Genomic DNA, 23,237 nt, shown 5'->3' with positions numbered 1-23,237 from the left:
AGTAGTCAAACATTCTTTATATCAAACAACTTTAACCTGAAATGTGCACACTTTAGGGTTTTTTGAGCACTCTGACAGGTGCTTTTCCCCATGTTTAATTGGCTTTTGCTGCATCCAATCGTTTTACCACCTGACCATAAATAATCAGGGCAAATGCCGATACTAAAGCGATTGCTCCAAAGTAGTACCAGATATAATGGGCATTGGTACTGGCTGCCACCCATTCTTCATGCGTAGCGAACAGGGTCGGTTCCGGACAATATTTGCTTAGTAAGAAACCGGATAATCCGAATCCGAGAATGGACGACAGGAACGAGTGGAGATGACTGAAGCCTAGATATAACCCTTCTTCTCCTTTGGGGGCCTGCAATGAGAAATATTCGAGGAAACGGGGAGATATAAATGTCTCAGCCAATCCCTGGAAAACGATACCGACTACCATCATAAAGGCAACCGGATGCATACCCAGAATCGTTGTATTTCCATCGAGCATATTTCCCGAAGCCATACAAAGTGCGGATATCGGCATAATGAACATGCCGAATGTCATAGAGGTCAGCGCTGTTTTTTTACGCATTAACTGGGTAACCAAATTAACGGTCAGCACAACCACCAACGGGTTTACGTTGGCATACCAGGAGGGAGAAGCCCCTTCTCCTGCCAAACGTAAAACATACTTAGGCATGGTTGCATACAACTGGTGCTGAACCATCCAGAATCCGGAGATGATAAAGATCAGTATAATCAGGCGACCGTTCGTACATACTTTGATCAATGCTTTCCATATCTGTCCGAATGTCTTTCCTTCTCCTGAATGCTGGCTGCTTTTATAGAAGAACCAGATCGCGAGTAAGGCGAGAAAAGTCATCGAAGCGGAGAAATAGTTGAGGGTGATCAATCCTTCGTTCCCTAATGCTTCGCGCAATGGTTTTACAATCGTTTTGCCGGAGAAAGCTCCGATATTTACCATTGCATAGAATATGGAGAAACCTTTGGCACGGGTTTCGGGAGTCGTTTCTTTTGCCACCGTTCCGGAGATCACACTCTTGATGAATGAACCGCCGATAACGATCAGTATCATGATTGGGATAATCCCATAACGAAGATTACTTTCAAGCAATCCGGTAAATGTAGTCGTAGTCCCGTATTCGACCAGTCCGGCAGACTGAAGCCAGGTAGGATAAAGTCCTAGACCGGCATAACCGATAGTCAGTAAAGAAAAAGCCAGCAGCATGGAATTACGGAATCCGATCTTATCGGCCAATGCACCGGCGAAAGTCGGGAGAAAATAAAGAAATGCAGAGAATGTTCCGGCGATAGTTGCCGCCTGTATGTCGTTGAACCCGAGGATGCGGCTGAGATAAAGGGTTATTACGATAAATACGCCGTAGTAGGCAGCACGCTCAAATAGTTCGACGGTATTGGCTACCCAAAACGCTTTACTGAATTTGATTTTCTCTTTCTTTGTCGTTGTGTTCATGTGATAGTTATTTGTTTTTAGAATATAGAATATAAAACGTAAAACGCAGGTATAGGCAGATGAGAAAATTAGAGCTGCGTATACCTGCGTGTATTTACATTTCGTGTAAGTCTTTTTTTATTTCTTTACAGTGTAAGTTTGATGAATAGCCTTGTCGAAAGCTTTCCAGTGTTCGTCAGTCATGTTACCTGGTGTGAACAGAGCCACACCGGCTGCACCGGCTTCCATTGATCCGCGAACGGCTTCTTCAATCTCCGACGGGATCAATCCGTGTCCTTCCGGATCTTTGATGTTGGCTTTGTTTTGCCAGTCGCGACAGATGAACAGACCGCTGTAAACAGGTTTTTCTCCCTTGACAGAGTTCACTTCTTCTTTGGTCACTTTGCCTACCCAGGCAGCATCTTCCAGGTAGAAATCGTTGTAGTTCATTGGGAAGAATGCATCGATATTCCATTTGTTCCATTCCTGGCGAACCATCCATTTGGCATGAGAGTCAGGACCGGGGAATACGGCAGCACTTACCTTCTTACCTTTTGCGTGAACAGTATCGGCAATGCGGTCGACCAGCTTTGTGATCAGGTCGCAGCGGAATTGTGCCCATTCTTTGCATTTGGAAGGATCTTCAACCGATTTGATGTCGATGCCGGTAGCAGCTTTGAAGTCGGCTACACATTTATCGCAATAGCAATAGTCGGCAGTCGGATATTCTTCATCCATCACTAAGCCGTATTTTTCCCAAAGACCTTTTGCCAGGATCACGTCTACATAGCGGATGTAGTCCAGGTGGACATAATCCACTTCCGGGATATCAGCCACTTTGCCATACAGGTCAGTAAGGAATTCTGCCGTACCTTCATGGTTCGGACAAAGACATTTGTAATAAGGAACATATGCCTGTACTTCGTAAGCAGGTTCACCTTTACGGTTTACGGCATAAAGGGTTGAATCCATACCTCCTTGCAGCATGGCAGGGATCCAGGCATGATATTCCATACCGTTTGCATGAGCGACTTTCGCTGCACGCTGAATTTTCTGTAAGTCGTGTCCGGCATTATAGCACATACCGTCCAGGCCATGAGACTTCCATTTACTAAAATCGGCTTGTAAGGTCTCTTCGGTCGTGTTACCTCCTTCGCCTTGCCAGCCGTACACTTTGATTTTTGATTCCGGTGCTTTCGTGCAAGCCGTTGCCAGAAGGGCAACGGCTGCTAAAGCGATAAATACTTTTTTCATTCAGATTTGTTTGTTATTAAATTTCACAAGCACAGAGAGTCGGAATCAGGTTACGGTCACCGTATGCATTGTCTACGCGTGCCACATTGATCCAGAATTTACTGTCATGCAACCATTCCAGTGGGAAAGCTGCTTTACTACGAGGGTATTCATGCTTCCATTCATCGGCTGTTACTTCGTATTCAGGATGCGGAGCATTTTTGAGCACATTATCTTCTTTGGATGCCTTACCTTCTTCTACTTCTTTGATCTCTTTCCAGATGCAGTCCATTACTTCGGCGAAGCGGTCGAGTTCGGCTTTGCTTTCGCTTTCGGTCGGTTCGACCATCAGGGTACCGTGTACCGGGAATGAGAGCGTAGGAGCATGGTAACCGAAGTCCATCAGACGTTTGGCGATATCGCCTTCGTCGATACCGGATGCTTCTTTTACGCCGCGGCATTCGAGGATCAACTCATGGCCGACACGTCCTGTGGCACCTGTATAGACGATACCGTACGTATCTTTGAATTTAGAAGCCAGATAGTTCGCATTCAGGATGGCTGTTTTTGTAACGGTTTCCAATCCTTCTGTACCCAGCATGCGGATATAAGCGTATGTGATCGGCAGGATACCAGCACTTCCGTAAGGAGCGGCAGAAACTGTATTCAGATCGCTGCCCCAGGCTACCGGATGAGAAGGCAGGAACGGAACCAGATGTTCGGCTACGCAGATCGGACCGACACCCGGGCCGCCACCACCGTGAGGCGATGCAAATGTCTTGTGCAGGTTCAGGTGGCAAACGTCTGCGCCGATGGTTCCCGGATTTGTCAATCCTACCTGGGCGTTCATGTTGGCACCGTCCATATATAATTGACCCCCACAAGCGTGAACGATGTCGCACATTTCTTTAATGTCGGCTTCAAAAATACCGTGTGTAGACGGATAAGTGATCATGCTGGCAGCCAGATTCTCCTTGTTAGCTTCCGCTTTGGCACGGAAATCTTCCAGGTCGATATTGCCGTTCTCGTCACATTTAACGGTAACAGTCGTATAACCGCACTGGATGGCACTCGCCGGGTTTGTACCGTGAGCCGAAGCAGGCAGCAATACGATATTGCGATGTCCTTGTCCGATGCTTTCCAGGTAAGCGCGGATAACGCGGAGACCTGTATATTCGCCGGCAGCACCTGAGTTCGGTTGTAAGGTAACACCTTTGAATCCGGTGATCTCAGCCAGGTAGCAGCACAGGTTCTCGATCAGCTCTTTGTAACCTTCTACCTGTTCTTCCGGGGCATACGGGTGAATATTCATAAACTCTGCACGGCTTAACGGAAGCATTTCAGAAGCAGCATTCAGCTTCATCGTACATGATCCCAAAGAGATCATTGACTGAGCCAGCGATACGTCTTTGCGTCCCAGGCGGGTGATGTAACGCATCAACTCGGTTTCCGTACGATATTTCTTGAATACATCTTCTTGCAGGAAGTCCGAAGTACGAGCGAATTTCGGATCGAAATAAGTCTTTTCCGGGATCGCTTCTTCCAGCATATAATCTTTTCCGGCAGCACCGGCGAAGATATACAACAAGACGCCTATATCCGTAGGCTGTGTTGTTTCGTCGATACTGATGCCTACCTGACCGCCTTCGAAGTAGCGAAGGTTCACCTTGCATTCCAATGCGATCTCGCGGAGCGCGTTGACGGATACGTTGGCAGGTAGTTCGATCTTCAAGGTATCGAAATAATCTTTATTCAGCTGTTTGTAGCCTAACTTTTCCAATTCGGCAGCCAGGAATCCGGCAGAAGCATGGATACGTCCGGCGATGTTGCGCAACCCATCTGCTCCGTGATAAACGGCATAGAATCCGGCCATTGTAGCCAGCAAAGCCTGTGCGGTACAGATGTTGGAAGTTGCCTTTTCGCGTTTGATATGCTGTTCGCGTGTCTGTAAAGCCAGGCGGTAAGCCGGGTGTCCGTAAGCATCTTTCGAGATACCGATGATACGTCCCGGGATAGCACGTTTGTATTCATCTTTCGTAGCGAAGAATGCAGCAGAAGGACCGCCGTAGAACATCGGTATACCGAAACGCTGGCTACTACCGAATACGACATCGGCACCCCATTCTCCCGGAGGAGTCAGCAATACCAGGCTCATCAGGTCGGCAGCTACGGCAACACGGGTTTCGTTCGCATTGGCTTTCGCGATGAATTCTTTGTAATCTTCAACCGAACCGTCTGCATTCGGGAACTGTACGATCGCACCGAATACTTCAGGGGTGAATGTAAATGTCTTGTAATTGCCGACCACAACATTGATTCCCTGCGGAACCATACGTGTTCGGATCACGGCCAATGTAGATTCAAAAACATTTTCATCTACAAATAAAGTGTTAGCTCCTGCCTTTGCCTGTGCGCGGCTGCGAGTTCCGTAAAACATCGTGGCAGCCTCTGCTGCTGCGGTAGCTTCGTCCAGCAGAGAACAGTTGGTCAGGGGCAGAGCTGTCAGTTCGCTGATGACAGTCTGGAAGTTCAGCAACGCTTCGAGGCGTCCCTGAGAAACTTCTGCCTGATACGGGGTATATGAAGTGTACCATACCGGATTTTCAAAAACATTACGCTGGATAGGAGCAGGACAAACTGTGTCATACCATCCCATTCCGATGTAAGAAGTGAAGACTTCGTTTTTGGAGGCAAGTTCTGCGATATGTTCTGCAAACTCCCTTTCAGTCATTGGCTCCGGAAGGTTCAGAGGTTCTTTCAGACGAATATTGGCCGGGATTGTCTGGTCAATCAGTTCGTCAACCGATTTAACACCGATAGCTTCAAGCATAGCCGGAATATCTTCCTTTGCAATGCCGACGTGGCGGTTTACAAATTTATTTGTGTCCATAGTATTTAATGTGTTTTATAAATAAGGATTGTTTAATTTTTCGTCGATAACTCTCGTTTCCGGGCCATGTCCGGGGTAAATGACCGTTTCGTCCGGCAGTGACAACAACTTATCGTTGATGGCAGCGATCAATACATCCTGATTGCCGCCCCACAAGTCCGTACGTCCGATGCTTCCGGCAAATAAGGCATCTCCCACGATGGCGAAACCGTTCTTCTTATTATAGAAGGCAACGCTTCCGGGAGAATGACCGGGAACAGTCAGTACCTGCAACTCCGAATGGCCGAACTTGACCACTTCATTGCCGACCAACAGTTTCTGGACCGGAATATGTTGATAATGTCCCGGCAATCCGAAAGCCTGCGCCTGCTTATCAGGTGACGGAAGCTGTTCCACATCGAGCCTGTGCGCTTGCGGTGACAGCCCGTATGTTTTGAATACGAACGGATTACCAAAGATATGATCCAGATGCAAGTGAGTACATAACAGATGCTTTACCGTCAGTTTGTTCTCTGCAATGAAATCACTTAATTCTTTTTCTTCCGACGGACGAAGGCATCCGCAATCGATAATAACCGCCTCTTTGGTATCATCATACAACACGAATGTGTTTTCCTGGAAGTAATTGAACTCAAACGCTTTTATTGTGATCATAATGGTACGTAAACTACTTTTTTAGTACTAAAAAATTCTTCTTTGAAATGGTCGCCTAACTCGACAACAATCGCTTGTTTCCGAAAAGCCTGTATTTCGTGTTCCAACTCACCGCCTTTCAGGCATATTAAACCATTCGGCAGTGCGTTCTGTTGTTCCTTCCGTATGTTTTTACGGGAAATCTTAACCAGGTCGCCCAGCGGCATAACAGCCCGGCTGACAACAAAGTCGAACAGTTGCTTTTCTTCTTCAGCGCGGCAATGACGGAAAGTGACATTCTTCAAACCGATCGCTTCGGCAACGGCTTGCCCGACCTTGATCTTTTTCCCGATACTGTCTACCAAATGGAATTGTACTTCAGGAAAGAAGATAGCCAGCGGAATACCCGGAAATCCGCCTCCCGTGCCGATATCCATTACGGTAGAACCGTTTTTGAATTTCATCATCTTGGTTAGCCCCAGCGAATGGAGCACATGATGCGGATAAAGATTCTCGATATCCTTGCGCGATATGACGTTAATCTTTGCATTCCAGTCTGTATATAAGTCGTACAGAGCTTCGTATTGTGCAAGTTGCGTTTCGTTTAGCTCCGGAAAATAAGTTTTTATCAGTTCCATAGATTGTATTTAAAATGCCAGATGTGCGATCGGACTCTCTTTCTTGAGCAGGTACTGTATCTCTTCATAGGGGAGATGTACACTCGTTGCTCCGACCACATAGGCTGCTATCTCATATTCATTAAATGTATAGGTAATCCCATTTTCGTCGATCAGGAAGTTGTTGTTCGGGAAAATCTCGTCGATGCTGAAGAAACCGATGTTTTCCAGATCCTTGGCATTCTCCACGCTGTTCTGTTTGGCGATCCGGTCTACAAGGATCTGCGCCAGGTCGTCCTGGAAATCTTCGATGAAAATATCGGATTCCGTGATTGGGGCACCGGTTTTCATGTTGATGACATGGTTGGCGGTCGCATGCGAGCCATGCGCCCCTCCGGTATAGTTTTCTACGTAGATTGAGTAACTGAGGATATCGTTCTGGTTATAGACAATATCGTTGGTAGACATTTCGTAATAAGAGAACCAGGCTCCGACCGGCGTTTCATCGGCTTTTGCCACTTCTTCTTTATATTCGCCCTCCAGGTCCTTATAATTATTCAGATAATCCTCCGTGTACTTGGCTACCGCTTCTTCCGGAGATAACTTTTCGTAACTGTCCCCGAAGTATGCAGACACAAATTGCTGCTGTATCTTTTTCAGGATCTCTTTGTCGTCATATTTAGCCGGATAAGTGAAATTTATCTGAAGGTTACAATTCGGATTCTCCGGGTTTTCCAGAAGATGATAGGTCTTGTCCACATTGATTGAATCGAATGTAATATCATTATCCGCCGTTTTTTTTGTCCCGGTGTTACAACCGCTGACAATTATACTTATGAGAAAAAGAGCTACAAGCTTTTGGCATAATTGCGTCTTCATTGTGATACAGATTTAATTGAATACTTTAAAATGCAAATGTACATGTTTATCTCCGAATTACCGAATAGATAAACGAAATTAGTTCGTGCTAAATCAGTTTTCAGTATCCTTAAAAACAGAAATGAATCAAACAGTCGGTGTTTATATAAAAGCTCACCTGAAAAGTGTTTCACCCTAGTGGAACAGTTGTTTCTACTAGGTGAAACACTTGTTTCATCCTAATGAAACACTTTAAGCAATGTAGTTTAATGATTTTAGTTGACTACTATTGTCTAATATATAAGATCGGTTGACTCGGCTTATACCTAAGTTATAAAAAAAGTTGTCCTTTTTGTAGAGTCTGGGAATTGGAGGAAGGAATAGAAGATATGTATATATTTTTTAGCGAAAAATTGATTATTTGAATCTTCTGTGTATCTTTGTTCCGCACATGAAATGCAAGGTGTTGCAACATGGGCAATTTGTTAGTTAGACATAAGCGTTTTTAAATATTATTTGACATTGAAATCTCGACAATTTCATCCCAACAAATAATAGTACTGTAAATGCAAATGTTCTTTTCTATTTATACACACCGAGAGAATTGTAGAAATTGATTCGTGTATATGGATAAGAGCGTGGTACTGTTATATATATTGTTGGGGGGCCTGTCGAGAGCCTCAATGTCTATATATCAACAGTTTCCACGCTTCTTTTGTTTAGCAGGCAACCGATAGGTTTCCTGAATATGATTGGTTATCATCTTTCGTCAGGTACGATCTTCTTCATGTAATTTCATTCAAAAATAAGATAATTCTTTATTTCCTGAAACTAAGCCTATCGGATGCCTCCATTTGCATGAACTTTCTGATATAAATGAACATATTCAAGGCTTACTTGTTATATAGACGAAAGGGTAAAATTTGGTCTACCATTAAGGTATTAAAATTAGCAGATAAATTTACGATTAAAAAGTCATTTCGGATTCACTGCGTGCGTCCGGAAGAGGAATTTTGCTTGTCCGGCCAGTCTGAGCCGGAGCACGCCCCCTTGTTTCATAAACCTAAGTAATAATCAATATATGGCAAAAATAGAAATAAAAAACTTATCCATCCTTTTCGGTCCCGAAAAGAGCCGGGCGAAAAAGATGATCCTGAAAGGGAAAAGCAAACAGGAAATACTAAAAGAAACAGGCTGTACCGTTGCCGTGCGTAACGCGAACCTGGAAATAGAAGAAGGCGAGATGTTTGTCATTATGGGGCTTTCCGGCAGCGGTAAATCGACCTTATTACGCTGTATCAACCGGCTGAACGAGCCGACGATGGGAGAGATTCGGGTGAACGGGATAGATATAACCCGTTCGTCGGACAAGGAACTGTTGCAGATACGGCGAAAAGAGCTGGCGATGGTTTTCCAACACTTCGGACTGCTGCCTCACCGCACTGTCCTGAATAACGTATCCTTCGGCCTCGAACTGCAAGGTGTCCCTAAACAGGAACGCGAAAAGAAAGCCCTGGAGAGCATCCTTCAGGTCGGTCTGAAAGGGTACGAAAACCAGCGGGTCGATGAACTGTCAGGCGGAATGCAGCAGCGCGTCGGACTGGCACGTGCCCTGGCAAACAATCCCGAGGTCCTTTTGATGGATGAAGCCTTCTCTGCACTCGACCCGCTGATCCGTGAACAGATGCAGGACGAGTTGCTGCTCTTGCAGGAGAAGATGAAAAGGACGATCGTTTTTATCACCCACGACCTGGACGAGGCGATCAAGCTGGGCGACCGTATCGCCATTATGAAAGACGGTGTCATCGTGCAGGTGGGAACGCCGGAAGAGATACTGACCGACCCTGCCAACGATTACGTCACCCGTTTTACGGAAAGCGTGGACCGCGGCCGAATCGTAACAGCCTCGTCGATCATGCTCAGGCAACCCATTGTTGTCAGGATCAAAAGAGACGGTCCGGAAACCATCCTCCGGAAGATGCGCGAAAGACGCCTCTACGCACTGCCCGTCATCGGCAATGATGACCAATTCATCGGAGAGATACACTATAAAGATGTACTGAACCTGCGGAAAGAAGGCGGGAAGGATATCGGCTCCATTATCAAAAAAGAAGTCCCGTCCGTCCTCGAAAACACCATTGTGGAAGATATGCTCCCTCTGCTGTCCAAAGTACGGCAGGCATTGCCGGTAGTCGATGAGAACAACCGTTTGCTGGGCGTTATCCCTCCGTCCGCCATCATCATTGAAATGACAGGAAAAGACGAAAAAGAAATAGAAGAAATAATTCAAAACGCAATAGATTTATGATCAATATCGGAAAATATATAGAAATCGTCATCAACTGGATGACGGAACACTGGGCGCATTTTTTTGATGTCGTCAATAACCTGATCGGAGGCTTTATCGATGCCTTCCAGAACGGCCTGTTATGGATACCTTTTTTTATAATGATTGCAGCCCTGACCGTATTGGCTTGGTATAAAGCCGGAAAAGGGACTGCCGCTCTGACACTACTGGGGTTGCTTCTGATCTACGGAATGGGCTTTTGGGAACAGACTATGCAGACCGTCGCATTAGTCCTGTCCTCTACCGTGATTGCCTTGGTACTCGGTGTACCGCTGGGAATATGGACGGCGCGTAACCGGGTTGCCTCCAAGATAATCCGCCCTGTCATGGACCTGATGCAGACCATGCCCGCCTTCGTTTACCTGATTCCCGCAGTCTTGTTCTTCGGATTGGGGCCCGTACCAGGTGCATTCGCGACCGTTATTTTTGCCATGCCGCCCGTAGTTCGTCTGACGGACCTCGGTATCCGGCAGGTACCGGAAGATATCGTCGAGGCGACCCGTTCTTTTGGTGCCACCTCCGGACAGTTGCTATTCAAAGTACAGCTTCCTTTGGCATTGCCGACGATTATGACCGGCGTCAATCAGACAATCATGATGGCGCTCTCGATGGTAGTCATCGCTGCGATGATCTCGGCAGGCGGTTTGGGCGAGATAGTCCTCAAAGGAATCACCCAGATGAAGATCGGCCTCGGTTTTGAAGGCGGCATTGCCGTCGTGATCCTCGCGATCATCCTCGACCGTATTACCCAGGGATTTGTCCGCAAGAAATAAGCGGCCCTTAGTTATTCACTCCATAAAAGAATTTATATGAAAAGATTATTTATACTTATCAACCTGATTCTGCTGCTGGCTGTCCTGATGTTCCTGGTCAGCTGTAACCGTGCCAAAGACCCGAAAGAAATTTCCATCGGCTACGTGAACTGGTCGGAAGGCATCGCCATGAGTTATCTTGCCAAGGCGATGCTGGAGGAGCAGGGCTACAAGGTGATATTGAAGAATGCCGACATCGCCCCGATCTTCACCTCGGTAGCAGCCGGAAAAGTCGACCTCTTTCTGGATGCCTGGCTTCCGAATACCCATGTCGACTACATGAAGAAATACGGCGACCGCCTGGAAACGATCGGCATCCCTTTTAAGAACGCCCGTTTAGGTCTGGCCGTCCCGTCCTACGTGACGATCAATACGATCGAAGAACTGAATGCCAATAAGGAACGCTTCAAAGGCGAAATTATCGGTATCGATATCGGTGCCAGCCTGATGAACCTGACGGAAGACGCCGTAAACGATTACGACCTGCAACTCAAATTAATGCCTTCCAGCGGCCCGACCATGACCGCCTTCCTGCAGAAGTCCGTAGAGCATAACGATTGGATCGTTGTCACAGGCTGGACCCCCCACTGGATGTTTGCCCGTTATGACCTCAAGTTTCTCGATGACGACAAAGGTGTTTATGGCGATACCGAGCATATCGCAACCGTTGCCACCAAAGGCTTCTCCGAGACGCACCCATTTGTGGCAGCCTTCTTCAAAAACTTCAGATTCACCAACGAACAGTTGAGTGAACTGATGAACATCATGGAAGACTATCCGTTACGCGAGCTGGAAGGCGCAAAAGTTTGGTTGAAAAAGCACCCCGAAATAGTTGATTTATTTTTATCTTCGCAGACAAATAATCTAACTCAACTGAACGGATATGAAACAGATCGCGAAAATAGCCTGCCTGCTGCTGGGACTGGCAATCAGTAACCCTTTTATGAAGGCGGAAAATAAAAAGAGCATGAATATCATATTTATAGGAAACAGTATTACTGCCGGAGCATTGATCGCAGACCCTGCGCACGATGCCCCTCCGGTGAAAGCTGCCTTGTACCTGACCAAACAACCCTCCGTCACTTCGGTCAAATACTCCAACCAGGGAGTAAGCGGCTGCACGACTACGGATTATCTTCCGGCTACGGAAACCCTGTTCCCGAAAGCGAGAGCCGCCGCCGACAAGTTTGCCGATGAAACCTGGGCGACCCTGATCTTTTCCATTATGCTGGGGACGAACGACAGCGCCATCACCGGTCCGAACGGTGCACCCGCTTCGCCGGAGAAATACGAGGAAAACATGAAAACCATCATCAACCAGTTGCTCGCCTTGTACCCGAATTGCAAGATCGTCCTGAACCGTCCGGTATGGTACAGTCCGAACACGTACAACGGAGCGATGTATCTGAAGGAGGGGCTGAACCGTTTGCAGAGTTACTATCCGGTACTGCAATCACTCGTGGAAGAATATGCCAAACGTTTCCCCGGACAAGTGTTCATGGGCGACACGGAGGCATTCGATTATTTCAAGGCAAACTACCTGACCGACCTTTTCCCTGAAGACGGGAATGCCGGAACCTTCTATCTCCATCCCAACGAGAAAGGCGCGGCGGTGCTGGGTGAGTTCTGGGGGAAAGCCATTTTGAAGGCTGTCGAATAAACCGGATGCCGCTTAATGGCAGAAAAGCCGCATCCGGTGCTTTCATATAAAAGTCTATAGTAAGTAATAGGATGTTGTGTCTCTATCTTTTGGCGAGATGATGATCCATGATCGCCACATGATGTTCGCCGTACAGCTTCAGCTTTTCGACGATGTTCTTGGCTGTAGCTTCTTCTTCCACCTGCTCACGAACGAATCCCCAAAGGAAATCCTGCGTAGCCTTGTCATTTTCAGCGTGGGCGATGTCTACCAGCTTGTCGATCAGCTCCGATACATGTACTTCGTGCGAATAAACATGCTCGAATACTTCCAGCGGTGTACCGAAAGCGGTCGGAACCACATTGACCTGATCCAGTTTCACCTGTCCGCCACGCTGAATGGAGTAATCGATCATTTTATACGCATGTTCCAGTTCTTCCTGTGATTGCTTTTTCATCCAATGTGCACAGCCGTCCAGACCGATCTGGCTAAAATGGATATACATGGATAAATAAAGATTGGAAGACCACATCTCTGCCAATATCTGCTCATTGAGAGCATCGGATAATTTTCTACTTAAAATCATAGTTGTATGTTTTATATTATGTTTATTGATTTTATAATAAAACAAACAGCTATCGGATTTGTTCCAAAAATAAGAAGTTCTTATCTTCGTTTTATATCTATAAACATCAGATCGTATGAAAAAGAAAATAGAAGCCATCATGATCCGCCTGCGTTCGGCAGTCAGACAACATCCGGTAGAAGTCTTCATGTCAGTCGTTTTCAGCCTGGCAGGATGTGTTCATTTCGAGAGCGGGTATGAATACGACTTCCTCGTGGGACCGCTGTCCTATTTTCCGATCCTGTTTTTGGCGACCTATACGCTGAACGGCCTGACAAAGACCGGCAGTCCGGCTGCAGCTATCCGGTTGCGTCCCATATATTATCTTTCCGCGTTCTTCTTTATACCGTTCCTTTGGATGACGGATACAGCCATCTGGACACCGACCTATCTGGTCTCGCTGGTCGTGATACAGCTCGTCTACCTCATAAGCGGCTGGAAACGCGACAATGACGATTTTGTCCGTATTGCCCTGCGCTATCTCAAAGCGATGCTGTCAGCCGGACTGCTTGCCGGAGTCGCCTATCTGCTGGCGATATCCATCAATACTTCCATACGATATATCTTTGAAATATGGGAAGACAGTTACAGATGGTTCTACACCGAGGCTGCGTATCTGATATTCATGTGCGGGATGCCTTTGCTGTTTTTAATGTTCAACCAGGAGAAAGAGGAGAGGGACGAGAGCCGAAACCGGCTGTTTGAAGTCTTGCTGAACTATGTCCTTTCACCCGTGTTGCTGATCTATGCGGTGATATTGTACCTCTATTTTATTAAGGTAGCCGTGCTATGGTCGCTGCCGAAAGGAGCGGTAGCTTATATCGTAGTCAGTTTTATTTCGGCTACATTTATTTTGAAAGGCTGTCAGGTGTTTCTTTCCAAAAGGTATTACGACTGGTTTTATAAATACGCCAGCTGGGTGGTATTGCCCGCGCTGGTGATGTACTGGATCGGGACTTACTACCGTATCAATCAATACGGCTTTACAGAACCCCGTGTTTATTTGGTCGCAGTGGGAGGGATACTGACCGGACTGGTCGTGCTGTTCCTGACGAAGCGATGGGGCAGGTATTTGTATGCCGCTTGTCTGTCGGTTGTCCTGCTGTCGGCGGTTACTTATATTCCGGGTATCACGGCGAAGGATATCGAAAGGATCTCGCAGGAAGGAAGGGAGAATGAGCCGGGGCATGAGAGACATTACGACCGGTATTCCTATATGGAGATAGACAACAAGTATCCGATCGATCTTTCCGGTTACCAGTTGCTGATCCCTGTGACAGGCTATCAGAACGATAATTGCATGTACACCATCAACAACAACGATACATTACGTTTATTTAACAAAGAGAATGCTGTTATATACAGCGAAGCCCTGCCTTCTTTTTGGGAGGGACAATTAAAGAAAGCCGGAGTAAATCCGACGGATACGATACCGGAAGCCGCTTTCCCCAATCTGCTTGTTTTAGATATAGATTCGGCAAAGCTGATTTTCCAAAGTATTCATTTGTATCGTCCTTCCATTGATTCGGCGTATACAATCTCTTATATGACACCTTCGTTTTATCTGAAGAAGAAAGACTGAAAACAGCATGCACATACAGTCATGCTGTTTTTCAACATCTTCGTTTATTCAATGAAAACCGTATCTTTGCAGTCCTTAAAAATGAAGTTATGAAAAGATATTGTCAAAAATAATCAGATGGAAAAGAAAAACAAACAAAGCTTATTCGCCGCCCCGAACGGCAAATCCTACCTTATCCCGTTTATCCTGATCACGAGCCTGTTCCTTTTATGGGGATTTGCACATGGATTGCTGGACGTTCTGAATAAACATTTCCAGGGAGCTTTCACCATGACGAAAGCCGAAAGCGGCCTGGTGCAATTCTCTACCTACATCGCTTATTTCCTGATGGCGCTGCCTGCGGGTATGTTTATGAAACGTTACGGTTATAAGAAAGGCATTATCCTCGGGTTGCTGCTTTTTGCTGCGGGTGCTTTTGCTTTTATTCCCGCCGCTTTCCTGCATTCGGCAACCCCTTTTTTGGTGGCGTTGTTTGTTATCGCCTGCGGATTATGTATTTTGGAGACGGCTGCAAATCCGTATTCAACCATACTCGGTCCGGCAGAATCGGGTGCACAACGGCTGAATCTCTCGCAGTCGTTCAACGGATTGGGATGGATATTAGGCCCGCTGGTTGGCGGAGCATTGATCTTCGGTGGGGCGCAGGATGATCCTTTCACGTTGACAAAGCCCTATATATTGGTAGGATGCGTTGTGTTGCTGGTAGCTGTCCTGTTCTTCTTCACACGTCTGCCGGAAGTGAAGACGGAGGAACTGGAGGAGGCTGCCGACGATACGGAACTTCCGGCTACTTCCATGTGGCGGCACGGACAGTTTGTGCGGGCGGTATTGGCACAGTTCTGTTATTGTGCGGCACAGACAGGTATTTTCAGCTTCTTTATTAATTATGTAACGGAGGCGAACCCGGAAATGACGAATGTCGAGGCTTCACGAATACTGGCATTCGGTGGGATGGCATTGTTTATGATCGGCCGTCTGTCCGGCAGTTTCACGATGAAATGGATGTCGCCCGGAAAGCTGCTGACCTGGTTTGCGCTGGCGGATGCGGTTTGCATGGCATTGGTGATTGTTTCTGCAGGAACGATTTCATTGTATGCATTGTATATTTCTTTCTTCTTTATGTCGATCATGTTTCCGACGATCTTCGCACTGGGACTGGAGGGGATGGGGACTTACACCAAAAAGGCTTCTTCTTATATTGTGATGGGCGTTGCCGGAGGTGCTTTCAGTCCGATGCTGATGGGATACATTGGCGAAAACAATATGGCGATCGGATTTTTCGTCCCACTGGTCGCATTCCTATACATATTATATTTCGCAATCAAATGCCGGAAATAAAAAGATTTCATTCTACGGCTGTCATGTATTTCATAAGATAAGGTGTCTAGTTCTTTGCGGTAATTGTATTTTGTGATCACGAACTTGTAGATATTATTCATAATCAGTAGTTTTAAGTATAAATATATTAAGATCACGCCTTAATTATTAATGTATGCCAATGAAATGAAATCGTGTCATAAAGTTTCTTATATTTGTATTGTATTTGTTACTGATTTATAGCAACAAATAATTTTTACAAACATAAAATTGAATAAGTATGAATGCCTTCCATTTCCAACAAAAACTAGTGAGCTTACAAGAAAACATGATGAATTTCGCTCTCATGCTCACTGCCGACCGCAATGATGCCGAGGATTTGTTGCAAGACACAACACTGAAGGTGTTAAGCAACCAGGAAAAGTTTGTTGACAATGTCAACTTCAAAGGATGGGTTTTGACAGTGATGCGTAATATTTTCATAAATAACTATCATAAAGTAGTACGTACACAGACGGTTATCGATTCGGGTGCCGATCTGTATAACTTGGATGTCACGAACGACTCCGGGTTTGAATCTCCTGATAAGGCCTATCAGATGCAGGAAATATCAAAAGCCATCGAACAATTGAACGATGACTTGAGAGTTCCTTTCTCCATGTATCTGAGCGGTTATAAATATCATGAAATTGCAGAGAAGCTGGATCTTCCGTTGGGAACTATCAAAAGTCGTATCTTTTTTGCCCGTCAGGAATTACAGAAAGCTTTGAAAGATTTTCGTTATGCATAAACCGGTATTTTCCCGATACAAAAAATGGAGCACCTGTAAAGATGCTCCATTTTTTATGGCGGATGAAATGCCTATCTTTGCAGGCAATCAATTAAACTTAGTATAGAATGGATAAGCAAGCGACTTTTCCCAGGAGGCAGATCATTGATATCGAATCGTGGGAACGGAAAGATAACTTTAATTTCTTCAGAAACTTCCTGAATCCCTGTATCACCATCACTTCCGAAGTAGAATGCAGTGCCGCGCGCGAAAAGGCGAAAGCGAACGGAGAGTCCTTCTTCCTGCATTACTTATATGCAATCCTGCGGGCAGCAAACGAGATCAAAGAGCTTCGGTTCCGCGTGGATAACGAGGGACAGATCCTCTATTTCGAGACAGTCGATGTGTTGTGCCCTGTCCGGATGCATGCGAATGGGAAGTTTTATACGGTCAGGATTCCCTGGAAAGAGGATTTCGGGGACTTCCACCGCGAAGCCCGGCATATCATCGACTCCATTCCGGAAGACGGTGATCCGTACGCAACCGAAAACGGCTCCTCGGAGGACCAGCGATACAGCGTCATTCTGGTAAGTGCTACGCCCGACCTTTATTTTACTTCAATGACTCATACGCAGGAGCGGCCGAGCGGTAGCAGTTATCCGTTGCTGAATGTCGGCAAGGCGGTTGTAAGGGATAGCAGGCTGGTGATGCCTGTCGCCATCAACGTGCATCATGGTTTTGTCGACGGTGCGCACCTGGCAACCTTTTTTCAGAAGGTAGAAGCATATTTACAATAGCCGGACGCCCCTCATAACTCTTTCCCCATCTAGCGACAGGAGTATCTTCCTGCCCTTTGGAGAGGGGGCAGGGGGGGGCAAATCTGATCACAACCCGTATTCCTCAATCTTCCTGTAAAGCGTTGTCAACCCGATCCCCAATAGCCGCGAAGTCTCCGTCTTGTTCCCTTTCGTATATTTCAGCACCTTCTGAATATGCATCTTCTCAACGCCGCTCAGATCGAATCCGGCATAAGCCTCTGTCTCTACCACATCTGCCCGTTGTATATTCAACGGCAGCGAATCCGTATCCAGCGTATCGCCATCGGCAATGATCAGACTGCGCTCCACTACATTGCGAAGCTCGCGCACATTCCCTTTCCATTGATTTTTTTTCAGCAAATCAATGTAATCCGGCGAGATTGTCTTGATCTCTTTTCCCATCCTGGCAGACAGGGCGGAGACGAAAGCCTTCACATGCAGCGGAATATCCTCTGCACGCTCTCGCAACGCCGGCAGATGAATCTGGAAAACCGACAGGCGGTAAAATAAATCCTCCCGGAAATGTCCCTCGGCAATCTCTTTCGACAAGTCACGGTTGGTTGCCGCTATGACGCGCACATTGACCTTGACAGGACGTGTATCGCCAATCTTGATGAATTCGCCGGTTTCAAGGATACGGAGCAACTTGGCTTGCAGGTCGAAAGCCATTTCCCCGATCTCGTCGAGGAAGATCGTGCCGTTGTCCGCCTCTTCGAAAAGACCTTTTGTCTCTTTCAATGCACCTGTAAAGGCTCCGGCCTTATGTCCGAACATCTCACTCTCCAACAGATCACGGCTGAAAGAAGAGCAGTTGATGGCAACGAAGGCTTTTCCGCTCCGGGTACTGTGCTGGTGGATGGATTGGGCAAAGACTTCTTTTCCCGTCCCGGTCTCACCTGTCAGGAGAACAGGCACATCGGTCTGGGCAACCTTGCGGGCGAGGGCAATCGCTTCCTGGATGGCTGGCGATTTGCCAATGATGGTGTCAAACGAGTATTGCTTGCCGACCGGCGAGGCGGACAGCTTGCTTTGCTGATAAGCGGCGGAGGCTTTTTCCATCGCCTTGGCGATCAGGGGGAGTATTTTGTTGTTATCATCGCCTTTGGTGATATAATCGAAAGCACCGTTCTTGATGGCTTGTACGCCGTCGGGGATATTGCCGTGCGCCGTCAGTAAAATGACTTCGGAGAGGGGGCGCAGTTTCTTTAGTTCGCTGACAAGTTCTACACCGCTGCCGTCGGGCAGGCAGACATCGCACAGGATTACTTCGGGCGTATGCTGCTCCAGTTGTTTCAGACCCGCCTTGCAGGTGGCCGCCTGGAGAACATCGTATCCTTCCAGTCCGATGATCCGTGATAATAAACCTAAAATCTGCTTTTCGTCGTCAATAATCAATACTTTTCCCATCTTGTCCGCTTTCTGATAACCATCGCAAATGTACGATGATTATTTTTTTCCGCAAGGGGATGCAAAAGAATAATATGAAAGGCTACAGCAGGTTTATCAGGGCTTGCTTGTTCAGGATCTTTACCTTTCCTCTGCCCAGACTGATGAGTCCGTTCTCTACGAGCTTGCCGATTTCCTTGGAAAGGGCAGGGCGGGTGACTCCGAAGTATTCGGCGAGCTGCACCTGGTTGTGTTCCATCTCAACGGTAACTTCTCCTTCCTTCAGATGGTCGAGCAAATAATAGATGTAACGGCTGCGGATACCACGGAAAGATAAAACACGCAGGCGGGTCATTGTGCATTTGTTGCAGCTCGTACTGACACAAAGGAAGTTATGGAGTAAAAGAGGCATGGTATGCATGACCTTAAAGAAAGATTCTTTAGGTATCTTCATCAGGACGACATCTTCCTCGACAGAGAAGGTGGCAGGAAACTGATTCTTCTCAGCGAACACATGCGGAGTGGCAAAAGTTCTGGGTGCCTTAATGACCTCAACCCGTACTTCGCCTCCTGAAACGTCGACTACATCTACGTTCAGCTTACCTTTCAGCAATACATGTATGGCATGACAGGGAGAACCCTGGTGGATAATGGTTTTTCCTTTCGAATGCTCTTCAATAGTATATTCAATATTTTCCAGAAACTCGTCCTGCATCTTCTGCGTAAAATTCCGGAACAGTGGTATTTTAAAGATATCGGTTATATTCATTCGGCATTGATTTAGTATCGGAAATGTTCCATACAAAGATAAGAACATTTCCGATACTGCAAACTACCATTTGGCAGTAAATATTCTTGGATTAATGTTGATCGACAACCATCCCCAGTCTTGCCAGCTGTCTTTGCTGCCACCTTTGACGGCTTCCATCGTCGATGTTCCGAACATGGTGGAGTAACCGGCGGAGAGCTTCACGTCTTTCATGATCTGCCAGTCGACCTGCAGGTCGAGTTCGGAACCCAGACCGCGATCGAGCTCCTTGCTGTTTATGGTAAGATCACTGGTGGTCGAGAAGTAATGATACGTCAGGGCAAGGTTTACCTTTGAGGAAGCGTTGTAAGCTACTTTTACCTGGTTATCCCACAAGCCCGGATTTAAGTTGTCCTTGAACGGCGTGGCATAATAATAGTCCATAGCACCGTAGAACTTATGATGCGTTCCGTACAACGGATCGAAAGCCTTGTATTTGGCATCGGGACCGTCCGCAGTGCCTGCACCGCTCAGATAATCGCTGCCGATACCCAGGCTCCACTGTGAATTGAATTTATAAGCGGCATTCAACGCCCAAAGGAAAGCGGAAACGTCGCGTTTGCCGGCATTCTTTCCGGACTGATAATAGAACGTACCGCCGAAAGTCCAGGCTCCCGGCTGGTAATAGAGGTTGGTACCCATCGTTTGCATAAACTGGGTATCGGATTTCTTTGTTTCAGCGTCGCCGCCTTCCAAACCCAGATTCATGAACAGGAAAGAGGCTTTGAACTCTTTGCTGGCAATATACTGGTACCATAAGGTCTGCATGTTCTTATAAGGCTGTGCACCCGGAGCATAATACGTACCGTCAATCTTTGTTTCGTCGTTTTGGTTAAAGGCGAGGATCAGGTGGAGCTTATTCTTTTTGTTTTCGTAACCGAGTTTGAGAGCGTCGTGATAACGACCGGCAATATTCCAGTCCAGTCCGCCGAGGATACGTTCGTCGTCATAGATCAGGGACTGGCGGCCGAGCTTGGCAAACAGGCCGTACCCGAAGTCCAGTTGGGCCCACGCCTCGTTCAGGATGAAGCGACCGTTCTTATCTATCTGCGGGTCCTGTCCCCAGACACCGACATGCTGTGCGGAAAGGCCCAGCGAGAGGTTCTGTCGCTCGTAATTCATAGAAAGACGGGCACGGTTGTTGATAAAGCCTGCCGGTCCCTGTCCTTCGCTACGGGGATTTAATACTCCGTTGCGGTATTCCGCCCTGGGGCGTATCTGCGCACTCATCGAGAAGGTATTCTCTTTCTCTTTGGATGTTTCATTTTCATCTGCTTTCATCCATACCGAGCCTAGTAACAGAAGCCCGGAAAAAACAATCACCCGTTTCTTCATATCGTTTCTATTTAAAGTTGATATTTCTATTTGCTTGTTATTCCATGTTATATACGTGCACGCTATTTCCTTGCGCCGAAGGGAGGTAGTTCACACCGAACCAGCAAACTTGCAGCAGGACAAAAGCGAACACCAATAATCCGAGAGCAACCTTATATTGTTTGTACCTGTGAAGCCTGAAATGAATATATAGCAAGTTGCCCAGCCAGGTTGCAGCTGCCCAGGTCTCTTTCGGATCCCAGCTCCAGTAATGCCCCCAAGCTTCTTTTGCCCAAAGTGCACCGAACAGCATGCCGATCGTCAGAAAGGCGGTCCCAACATAGACCAGGTTGTCGCAGAGACTCATCACCTTCCGGTCTATCGTTCTTTTCCGTGAGCGGACTAACAGATAGACCGCCACGATCGCCGCCGCTCCCAGCATCGCATAGGAAAACATATACACAATCACATGCGGTGCAAACCACGGACTCTGCAGGGCTGGCATCAGCGTCTTATTATGTATCTCCGGCTTGAACAGATTGATGCAGATAAAGACGAACGACAGCACCGTACTGAACGACAATATCCATTTATACCGCCAGCGGATATAAGTAATGATTCCTGCAACCGGCAGGAAGAACGAGTACCACAAGCGCGTCTCGCCCATCGTCCGAAGTGGCGGACGTTCCAACGACATCCACATGCCCACAATGAAAGCCATGAATATCGCCAGTCCGGCAACCGTCCACCCGATAACCCGTTCCGGCTTGTCCGTCCGGTACGCCATCGCTGCACCTATCGCCCAGCAGATGACGGACGGCAAAGCGAAATATATAAAATGACTCCAATCCATATTATTCATTTATTGTATCGTTAACCGCCTCTTCCTTTTCCTTGTTTCCCGGAGCCTGTATGAACAGGCAGACAGAGCCGAGCAACAGCATCAGGATGCCGGCGTATACTATCGGAAGCCACGGATCGCGAACCAGTTCAAAGACGCTGACAGTGCTCCACTTCCCTTTCGTCTCGTCATAGCTCAGCTGGTAAATCTTCCATCCGGCTATGCTGAAAGGCTTATTGACTTCGATAAGCGCATCTGCCTGCTCCTTGTCCTGCGTATAGACGGAAACTTCAGACGCAAAGCGTTTCGGCTCCCGCCCCGGCATCACCAGGCTGATCTCGTCGTTCAGCTGTAAGGAGACGTACGGGAACATGAAGCTACCGCAACTCACCCAACCGCTCTTCTCCGCACCATCCTTCTTATTACGAATCTTGACAAAGACGGCGGAAGTCGCCCCTTCAGAATGGAACTCGACAAAGTTTACCGTATCTTTCCCATGAACACAGGCTGCCATCGGAAGCGATCGGATCACTTTCACCTCCCAATCCAATAAGGAACCCGATAAAGGAGTCTCTTCCACCAACAAGTTTTCAGGATTATTTTCCGGCAACGCATTTCCGGTCGTGTTGTCGATAGCCAGCAACTTCGGAGGATATTCATCGATCGTAAACGATTTCAGCTCGATCGCCAAAGGTAATTCCTGCATTTCACCGGTTTCATTCGTCGCCCGCCATTCGGGTTGCTCCAGAGGAACCGTCATACGCATGCGCTGCAAATCGCCGTTTCCCAGGATAGCCGCCAGCAGTGTGATGAACAATCCCGCATGATTCAGGATAAAAGGAATGTCTTTCTTTCTGAAATGAGCTATTTTACGAATAGTCACCAACCCCAATACCGAAAGAAAGTAAAGGAACAGCAACATAAAAGGCCACGAGAGCGTCATCTGCATGAAACCCAACCCAGACAGTAGTCCTCCGTGAGTAACCGTTACGGAGGGAGCCACCTGTCGGGTCAGTCCCATGATGATAACCAAAACCATCCATGCAGTTAAAGACGTAATACTCGTCGTGAGGCTGTAAAACCACTGCAAGGCAGTAGCTTTACGGCTCGCGACATATACCATTATCAAGAAAAACAGGAACAAACCTCCCGTTATAGCATTTAGGGGATACCGGAAAAGCGTCGGATCAACCTTTCCGGCTGTCAGTTGCAACACTGCTCCGGTAATGAACAATCCGATACAGATCGTCCATCCTTCCTTATATCCCCAGGGTTGTCTCCACATATCT

General features: G+C 47.1%; 20 protein-coding genes. 8 read left to right on the top strand and 12 right to left on the bottom strand.

Annotated features, from left to right (window positions below):
• Window positions 1-94 precede the first annotated feature (94 nt).
• The 6 genes from DXD68_RS20255 to DXD68_RS20230 form a co-directional block, all read right to left on the bottom strand.
• The gene (locus DXD68_RS20255; RefSeq protein ID WP_122363313.1) at window positions 95-1,480 is read right to left on the bottom strand and encodes an MFS transporter; all 1,386 of its coding nucleotides are present in this window, start codon (window positions 1,478-1,480) and stop codon (window positions 95-97) included.
• A 117-nt stretch (window positions 1,481-1,597) separates the two neighbouring features.
• On the bottom strand, window positions 1,598-2,713 hold the full coding sequence (locus DXD68_RS20250) for a hypothetical protein (RefSeq protein ID WP_122363312.1): 1,116 nt from the start codon (window positions 2,711-2,713) through the stop codon (window positions 1,598-1,600).
• 16 nt (window positions 2,714-2,729) lie between these two features.
• Window positions 2,730-5,582 carry an aminomethyl-transferring glycine dehydrogenase gene (gcvP, locus tag DXD68_RS20245; protein ID WP_122363311.1) on the bottom strand — a complete coding sequence of 951 codons (2,853 nt, stop codon included), beginning with the start codon at window positions 5,580-5,582 and terminating at the stop codon, window positions 2,730-2,732.
• A 15-nt stretch (window positions 5,583-5,597) separates the two neighbouring features.
• Window positions 5,598-6,236, bottom strand: a complete 639-nt coding sequence (locus tag DXD68_RS20240; protein ID WP_122363310.1) for an MBL fold metallo-hydrolase — start codon at window positions 6,234-6,236, stop codon at window positions 5,598-5,600.
• Window positions 6,233-6,853, bottom strand: coding sequence for a 16S rRNA (guanine(527)-N(7))-methyltransferase RsmG (rsmG, locus tag DXD68_RS20235; RefSeq protein WP_122363309.1), 621 nt, complete (start codon window positions 6,851-6,853; stop codon window positions 6,233-6,235). Before rsmG ends, DXD68_RS20240 begins: the two co-directional genes overlap by 4 nt.
• Before the next feature lie 9 nt (window positions 6,854-6,862).
• Window positions 6,863-7,711 carry a DUF3298 and DUF4163 domain-containing protein gene (locus DXD68_RS20230; protein WP_122363308.1) on the bottom strand — a complete coding sequence of 283 codons (849 nt, stop codon included), beginning with the start codon at window positions 7,709-7,711 and terminating at the stop codon, window positions 6,863-6,865.
• A 1,060-nt stretch (window positions 7,712-8,771) separates the two neighbouring features.
• On the opposite strand from DXD68_RS20230, the gene DXD68_RS20225 reads away from it, so the two are divergent.
• Genes DXD68_RS20225 through DXD68_RS20210 form a run of 4 tightly spaced genes read left to right on the top strand, consistent with a single transcriptional unit; the run spans window position 8,772 to window position 12,509 of the window.
• Window positions 8,772-9,998 carry a glycine betaine/L-proline ABC transporter ATP-binding protein gene (locus DXD68_RS20225; RefSeq protein WP_122363307.1) on the top strand — a complete coding sequence of 409 codons (1,227 nt, stop codon included), beginning with the start codon at window positions 8,772-8,774 and terminating at the stop codon, window positions 9,996-9,998.
• Window positions 9,995-10,810: an ABC transporter permease gene (locus DXD68_RS20220; RefSeq protein ID WP_122363306.1), complete on the top strand. Its 816-nt coding sequence runs from the start codon at window positions 9,995-9,997 to the stop codon at window positions 10,808-10,810. The genes DXD68_RS20225 and DXD68_RS20220 overlap by 4 nt, the downstream gene beginning before the upstream one ends.
• A 36-nt stretch (window positions 10,811-10,846) precedes the next feature.
• Window positions 10,847-11,785, top strand: coding sequence for a glycine betaine ABC transporter substrate-binding protein (locus DXD68_RS20215; protein ID WP_122363305.1), 939 nt, complete (start codon window positions 10,847-10,849; stop codon window positions 11,783-11,785).
• Entirely contained in the window at window positions 11,733-12,509 is a 777-nt protein-coding gene (locus DXD68_RS20210) for an SGNH/GDSL hydrolase family protein (protein WP_233577255.1), read from the top strand. Before DXD68_RS20215 ends, DXD68_RS20210 begins: the two co-directional genes overlap by 53 nt.
• A gap of 82 nt (window positions 12,510-12,591) precedes the next feature.
• Here DXD68_RS20210 and DXD68_RS20205 read toward each other — a convergent pair whose 3' ends face one another.
• Complete coding sequence (locus DXD68_RS20205; RefSeq protein ID WP_199715791.1) at window positions 12,592-13,071, bottom strand: ferritin; 480 nt, start codon at window positions 13,069-13,071, stop codon at window positions 12,592-12,594.
• 118 nt (window positions 13,072-13,189) lie between these two features.
• Here DXD68_RS20205 and DXD68_RS20200 point away from each other — a divergent pair, with 118 nt between their 5' ends.
• From DXD68_RS20200 to DXD68_RS20185, 4 genes are all read left to right on the top strand, one after another.
• Window positions 13,190-14,695 carry a DUF4153 domain-containing protein gene (locus DXD68_RS20200; protein WP_122363304.1) on the top strand — a complete coding sequence of 502 codons (1,506 nt, stop codon included), beginning with the start codon at window positions 13,190-13,192 and terminating at the stop codon, window positions 14,693-14,695.
• 117 nt (window positions 14,696-14,812) lie between these two features.
• Entirely contained in the window at window positions 14,813-16,033 is a 1,221-nt protein-coding gene (locus DXD68_RS20195; RefSeq protein ID WP_122363303.1) for a sugar MFS transporter, read from the top strand.
• Between the two features lie 259 nt (window positions 16,034-16,292).
• Window positions 16,293-16,802 (top strand): RNA polymerase sigma factor, encoded by a 510-nt coding sequence (locus DXD68_RS20190; protein WP_122363302.1) that lies wholly within the window; start codon window positions 16,293-16,295, stop codon window positions 16,800-16,802.
• A gap of 107 nt (window positions 16,803-16,909) precedes the next feature.
• Window positions 16,910-17,578 carry a chloramphenicol acetyltransferase gene (locus tag DXD68_RS20185; RefSeq protein WP_122363301.1) on the top strand — a complete coding sequence of 223 codons (669 nt, stop codon included), beginning with the start codon at window positions 16,910-16,912 and terminating at the stop codon, window positions 17,576-17,578.
• 87 nt (window positions 17,579-17,665) lie between these two features.
• On the opposite strand, the gene DXD68_RS20180 is transcribed toward DXD68_RS20185, so the two are convergent.
• The 5 genes from DXD68_RS20180 to DXD68_RS20160 form a co-directional block, all read right to left on the bottom strand.
• Window positions 17,666-19,006, bottom strand: coding sequence for a sigma-54-dependent transcriptional regulator (locus DXD68_RS20180; RefSeq protein WP_122363300.1), 1,341 nt, complete (start codon window positions 19,004-19,006; stop codon window positions 17,666-17,668).
• Window positions 19,007-19,088: 82 nt separating this feature from the next.
• The gene (locus tag DXD68_RS20175; protein ID WP_122363299.1) at window positions 19,089-19,754 is read right to left on the bottom strand and encodes a Crp/Fnr family transcriptional regulator; all 666 of its coding nucleotides are present in this window, start codon (window positions 19,752-19,754) and stop codon (window positions 19,089-19,091) included.
• A 63-nt stretch (window positions 19,755-19,817) separates the two neighbouring features.
• Entirely contained in the window at window positions 19,818-21,128 is a 1,311-nt protein-coding gene (locus DXD68_RS20170; protein ID WP_122363298.1) for an alginate export family protein, read from the bottom strand.
• A gap of 37 nt (window positions 21,129-21,165) precedes the next feature.
• Window positions 21,166-21,960, bottom strand: coding sequence for a cytochrome c biogenesis protein CcsA (gene ccsA / locus DXD68_RS20165; RefSeq protein ID WP_122363433.1), 795 nt, complete (start codon window positions 21,958-21,960; stop codon window positions 21,166-21,168).
• Window position 21,961: 1 nt separating this feature from the next.
• On the bottom strand, window positions 21,962-23,233 hold the full coding sequence (locus DXD68_RS20160) for a cytochrome c biogenesis protein ResB (RefSeq protein ID WP_122363297.1): 1,272 nt from the start codon (window positions 23,231-23,233) through the stop codon (window positions 21,962-21,964).
• Between the last annotated feature and the right edge of the window lie 4 nt (window positions 23,234-23,237).

Origin of the sequence: Parabacteroides sp. TM07-1AC (genome assembly GCF_003480915.1) — a bacterium.
GTDB lineage: Bacteria > Bacteroidota > Bacteroidia > Bacteroidales > Tannerellaceae > Parabacteroides > Parabacteroides chongii.
Note: the sequence above shows the minus strand (reverse complement) of the source record. Positions and strands in the feature narration are given on the sequence as shown.

Coding starts and splice junctions, on each gene's coding strand:
- DXD68_RS20215 (WP_122363305.1), top strand. CDS start 10,847: ATGAAAAGATTATTTATACTTATCAACCTGATTCTGCTGCTGGCTGTC.
- DXD68_RS20230 (WP_122363308.1), bottom strand. CDS start 7,711: ATGAAGACGCAATTATGCCAAAAGCTTGTAGCTCTTTTTCTCATAAGT.
- DXD68_RS20240 (WP_122363310.1), bottom strand. CDS start 6,236: ATGATCACAATAAAAGCGTTTGAGTTCAATTACTTCCAGGAAAACACA.
- DXD68_RS20170 (WP_122363298.1), bottom strand. CDS start 21,128: ATGAAGAAACGGGTGATTGTTTTTTCCGGGCTTCTGTTACTAGGCTCG.
- DXD68_RS20160 (WP_122363297.1), bottom strand. CDS start 23,233: ATGTGGAGACAACCCTGGGGATATAAGGAAGGATGGACGATCTGTATC.
- ccsA (WP_122363433.1), bottom strand. CDS start 21,960: ATGGATTGGAGTCATTTTATATATTTCGCTTTGCCGTCCGTCATCTGC.
- DXD68_RS20225 (WP_122363307.1), top strand. CDS start 8,772: ATGGCAAAAATAGAAATAAAAAACTTATCCATCCTTTTCGGTCCCGAA.
- DXD68_RS20190 (WP_122363302.1), top strand. CDS start 16,293: ATGAATGCCTTCCATTTCCAACAAAAACTAGTGAGCTTACAAGAAAAC.
- DXD68_RS20255 (WP_122363313.1), bottom strand. CDS start 1,480: ATGAACACAACGACAAAGAAAGAGAAAATCAAATTCAGTAAAGCGTTT.
- DXD68_RS20220 (WP_122363306.1), top strand. CDS start 9,995: ATGATCAATATCGGAAAATATATAGAAATCGTCATCAACTGGATGACG.
- DXD68_RS20200 (WP_122363304.1), top strand. CDS start 13,190: ATGAAAAAGAAAATAGAAGCCATCATGATCCGCCTGCGTTCGGCAGTC.
- DXD68_RS20185 (WP_122363301.1), top strand. CDS start 16,910: ATGGATAAGCAAGCGACTTTTCCCAGGAGGCAGATCATTGATATCGAA.
- DXD68_RS20195 (WP_122363303.1), top strand. CDS start 14,813: ATGGAAAAGAAAAACAAACAAAGCTTATTCGCCGCCCCGAACGGCAAA.
- DXD68_RS20210 (WP_233577255.1), top strand. CDS start 11,733: ATGAAACAGATCGCGAAAATAGCCTGCCTGCTGCTGGGACTGGCAATC.
- gcvP (WP_122363311.1), bottom strand. CDS start 5,582: ATGGACACAAATAAATTTGTAAACCGCCACGTCGGCATTGCAAAGGAA.
- DXD68_RS20250 (WP_122363312.1), bottom strand. CDS start 2,713: ATGAAAAAAGTATTTATCGCTTTAGCAGCCGTTGCCCTTCTGGCAACG.
- rsmG (WP_122363309.1), bottom strand. CDS start 6,853: ATGGAACTGATAAAAACTTATTTTCCGGAGCTAAACGAAACGCAACTT.
- DXD68_RS20180 (WP_122363300.1), bottom strand. CDS start 19,006: ATGGGAAAAGTATTGATTATTGACGACGAAAAGCAGATTTTAGGTTTA.
- DXD68_RS20175 (WP_122363299.1), bottom strand. CDS start 19,754: ATGAATATAACCGATATCTTTAAAATACCACTGTTCCGGAATTTTACG.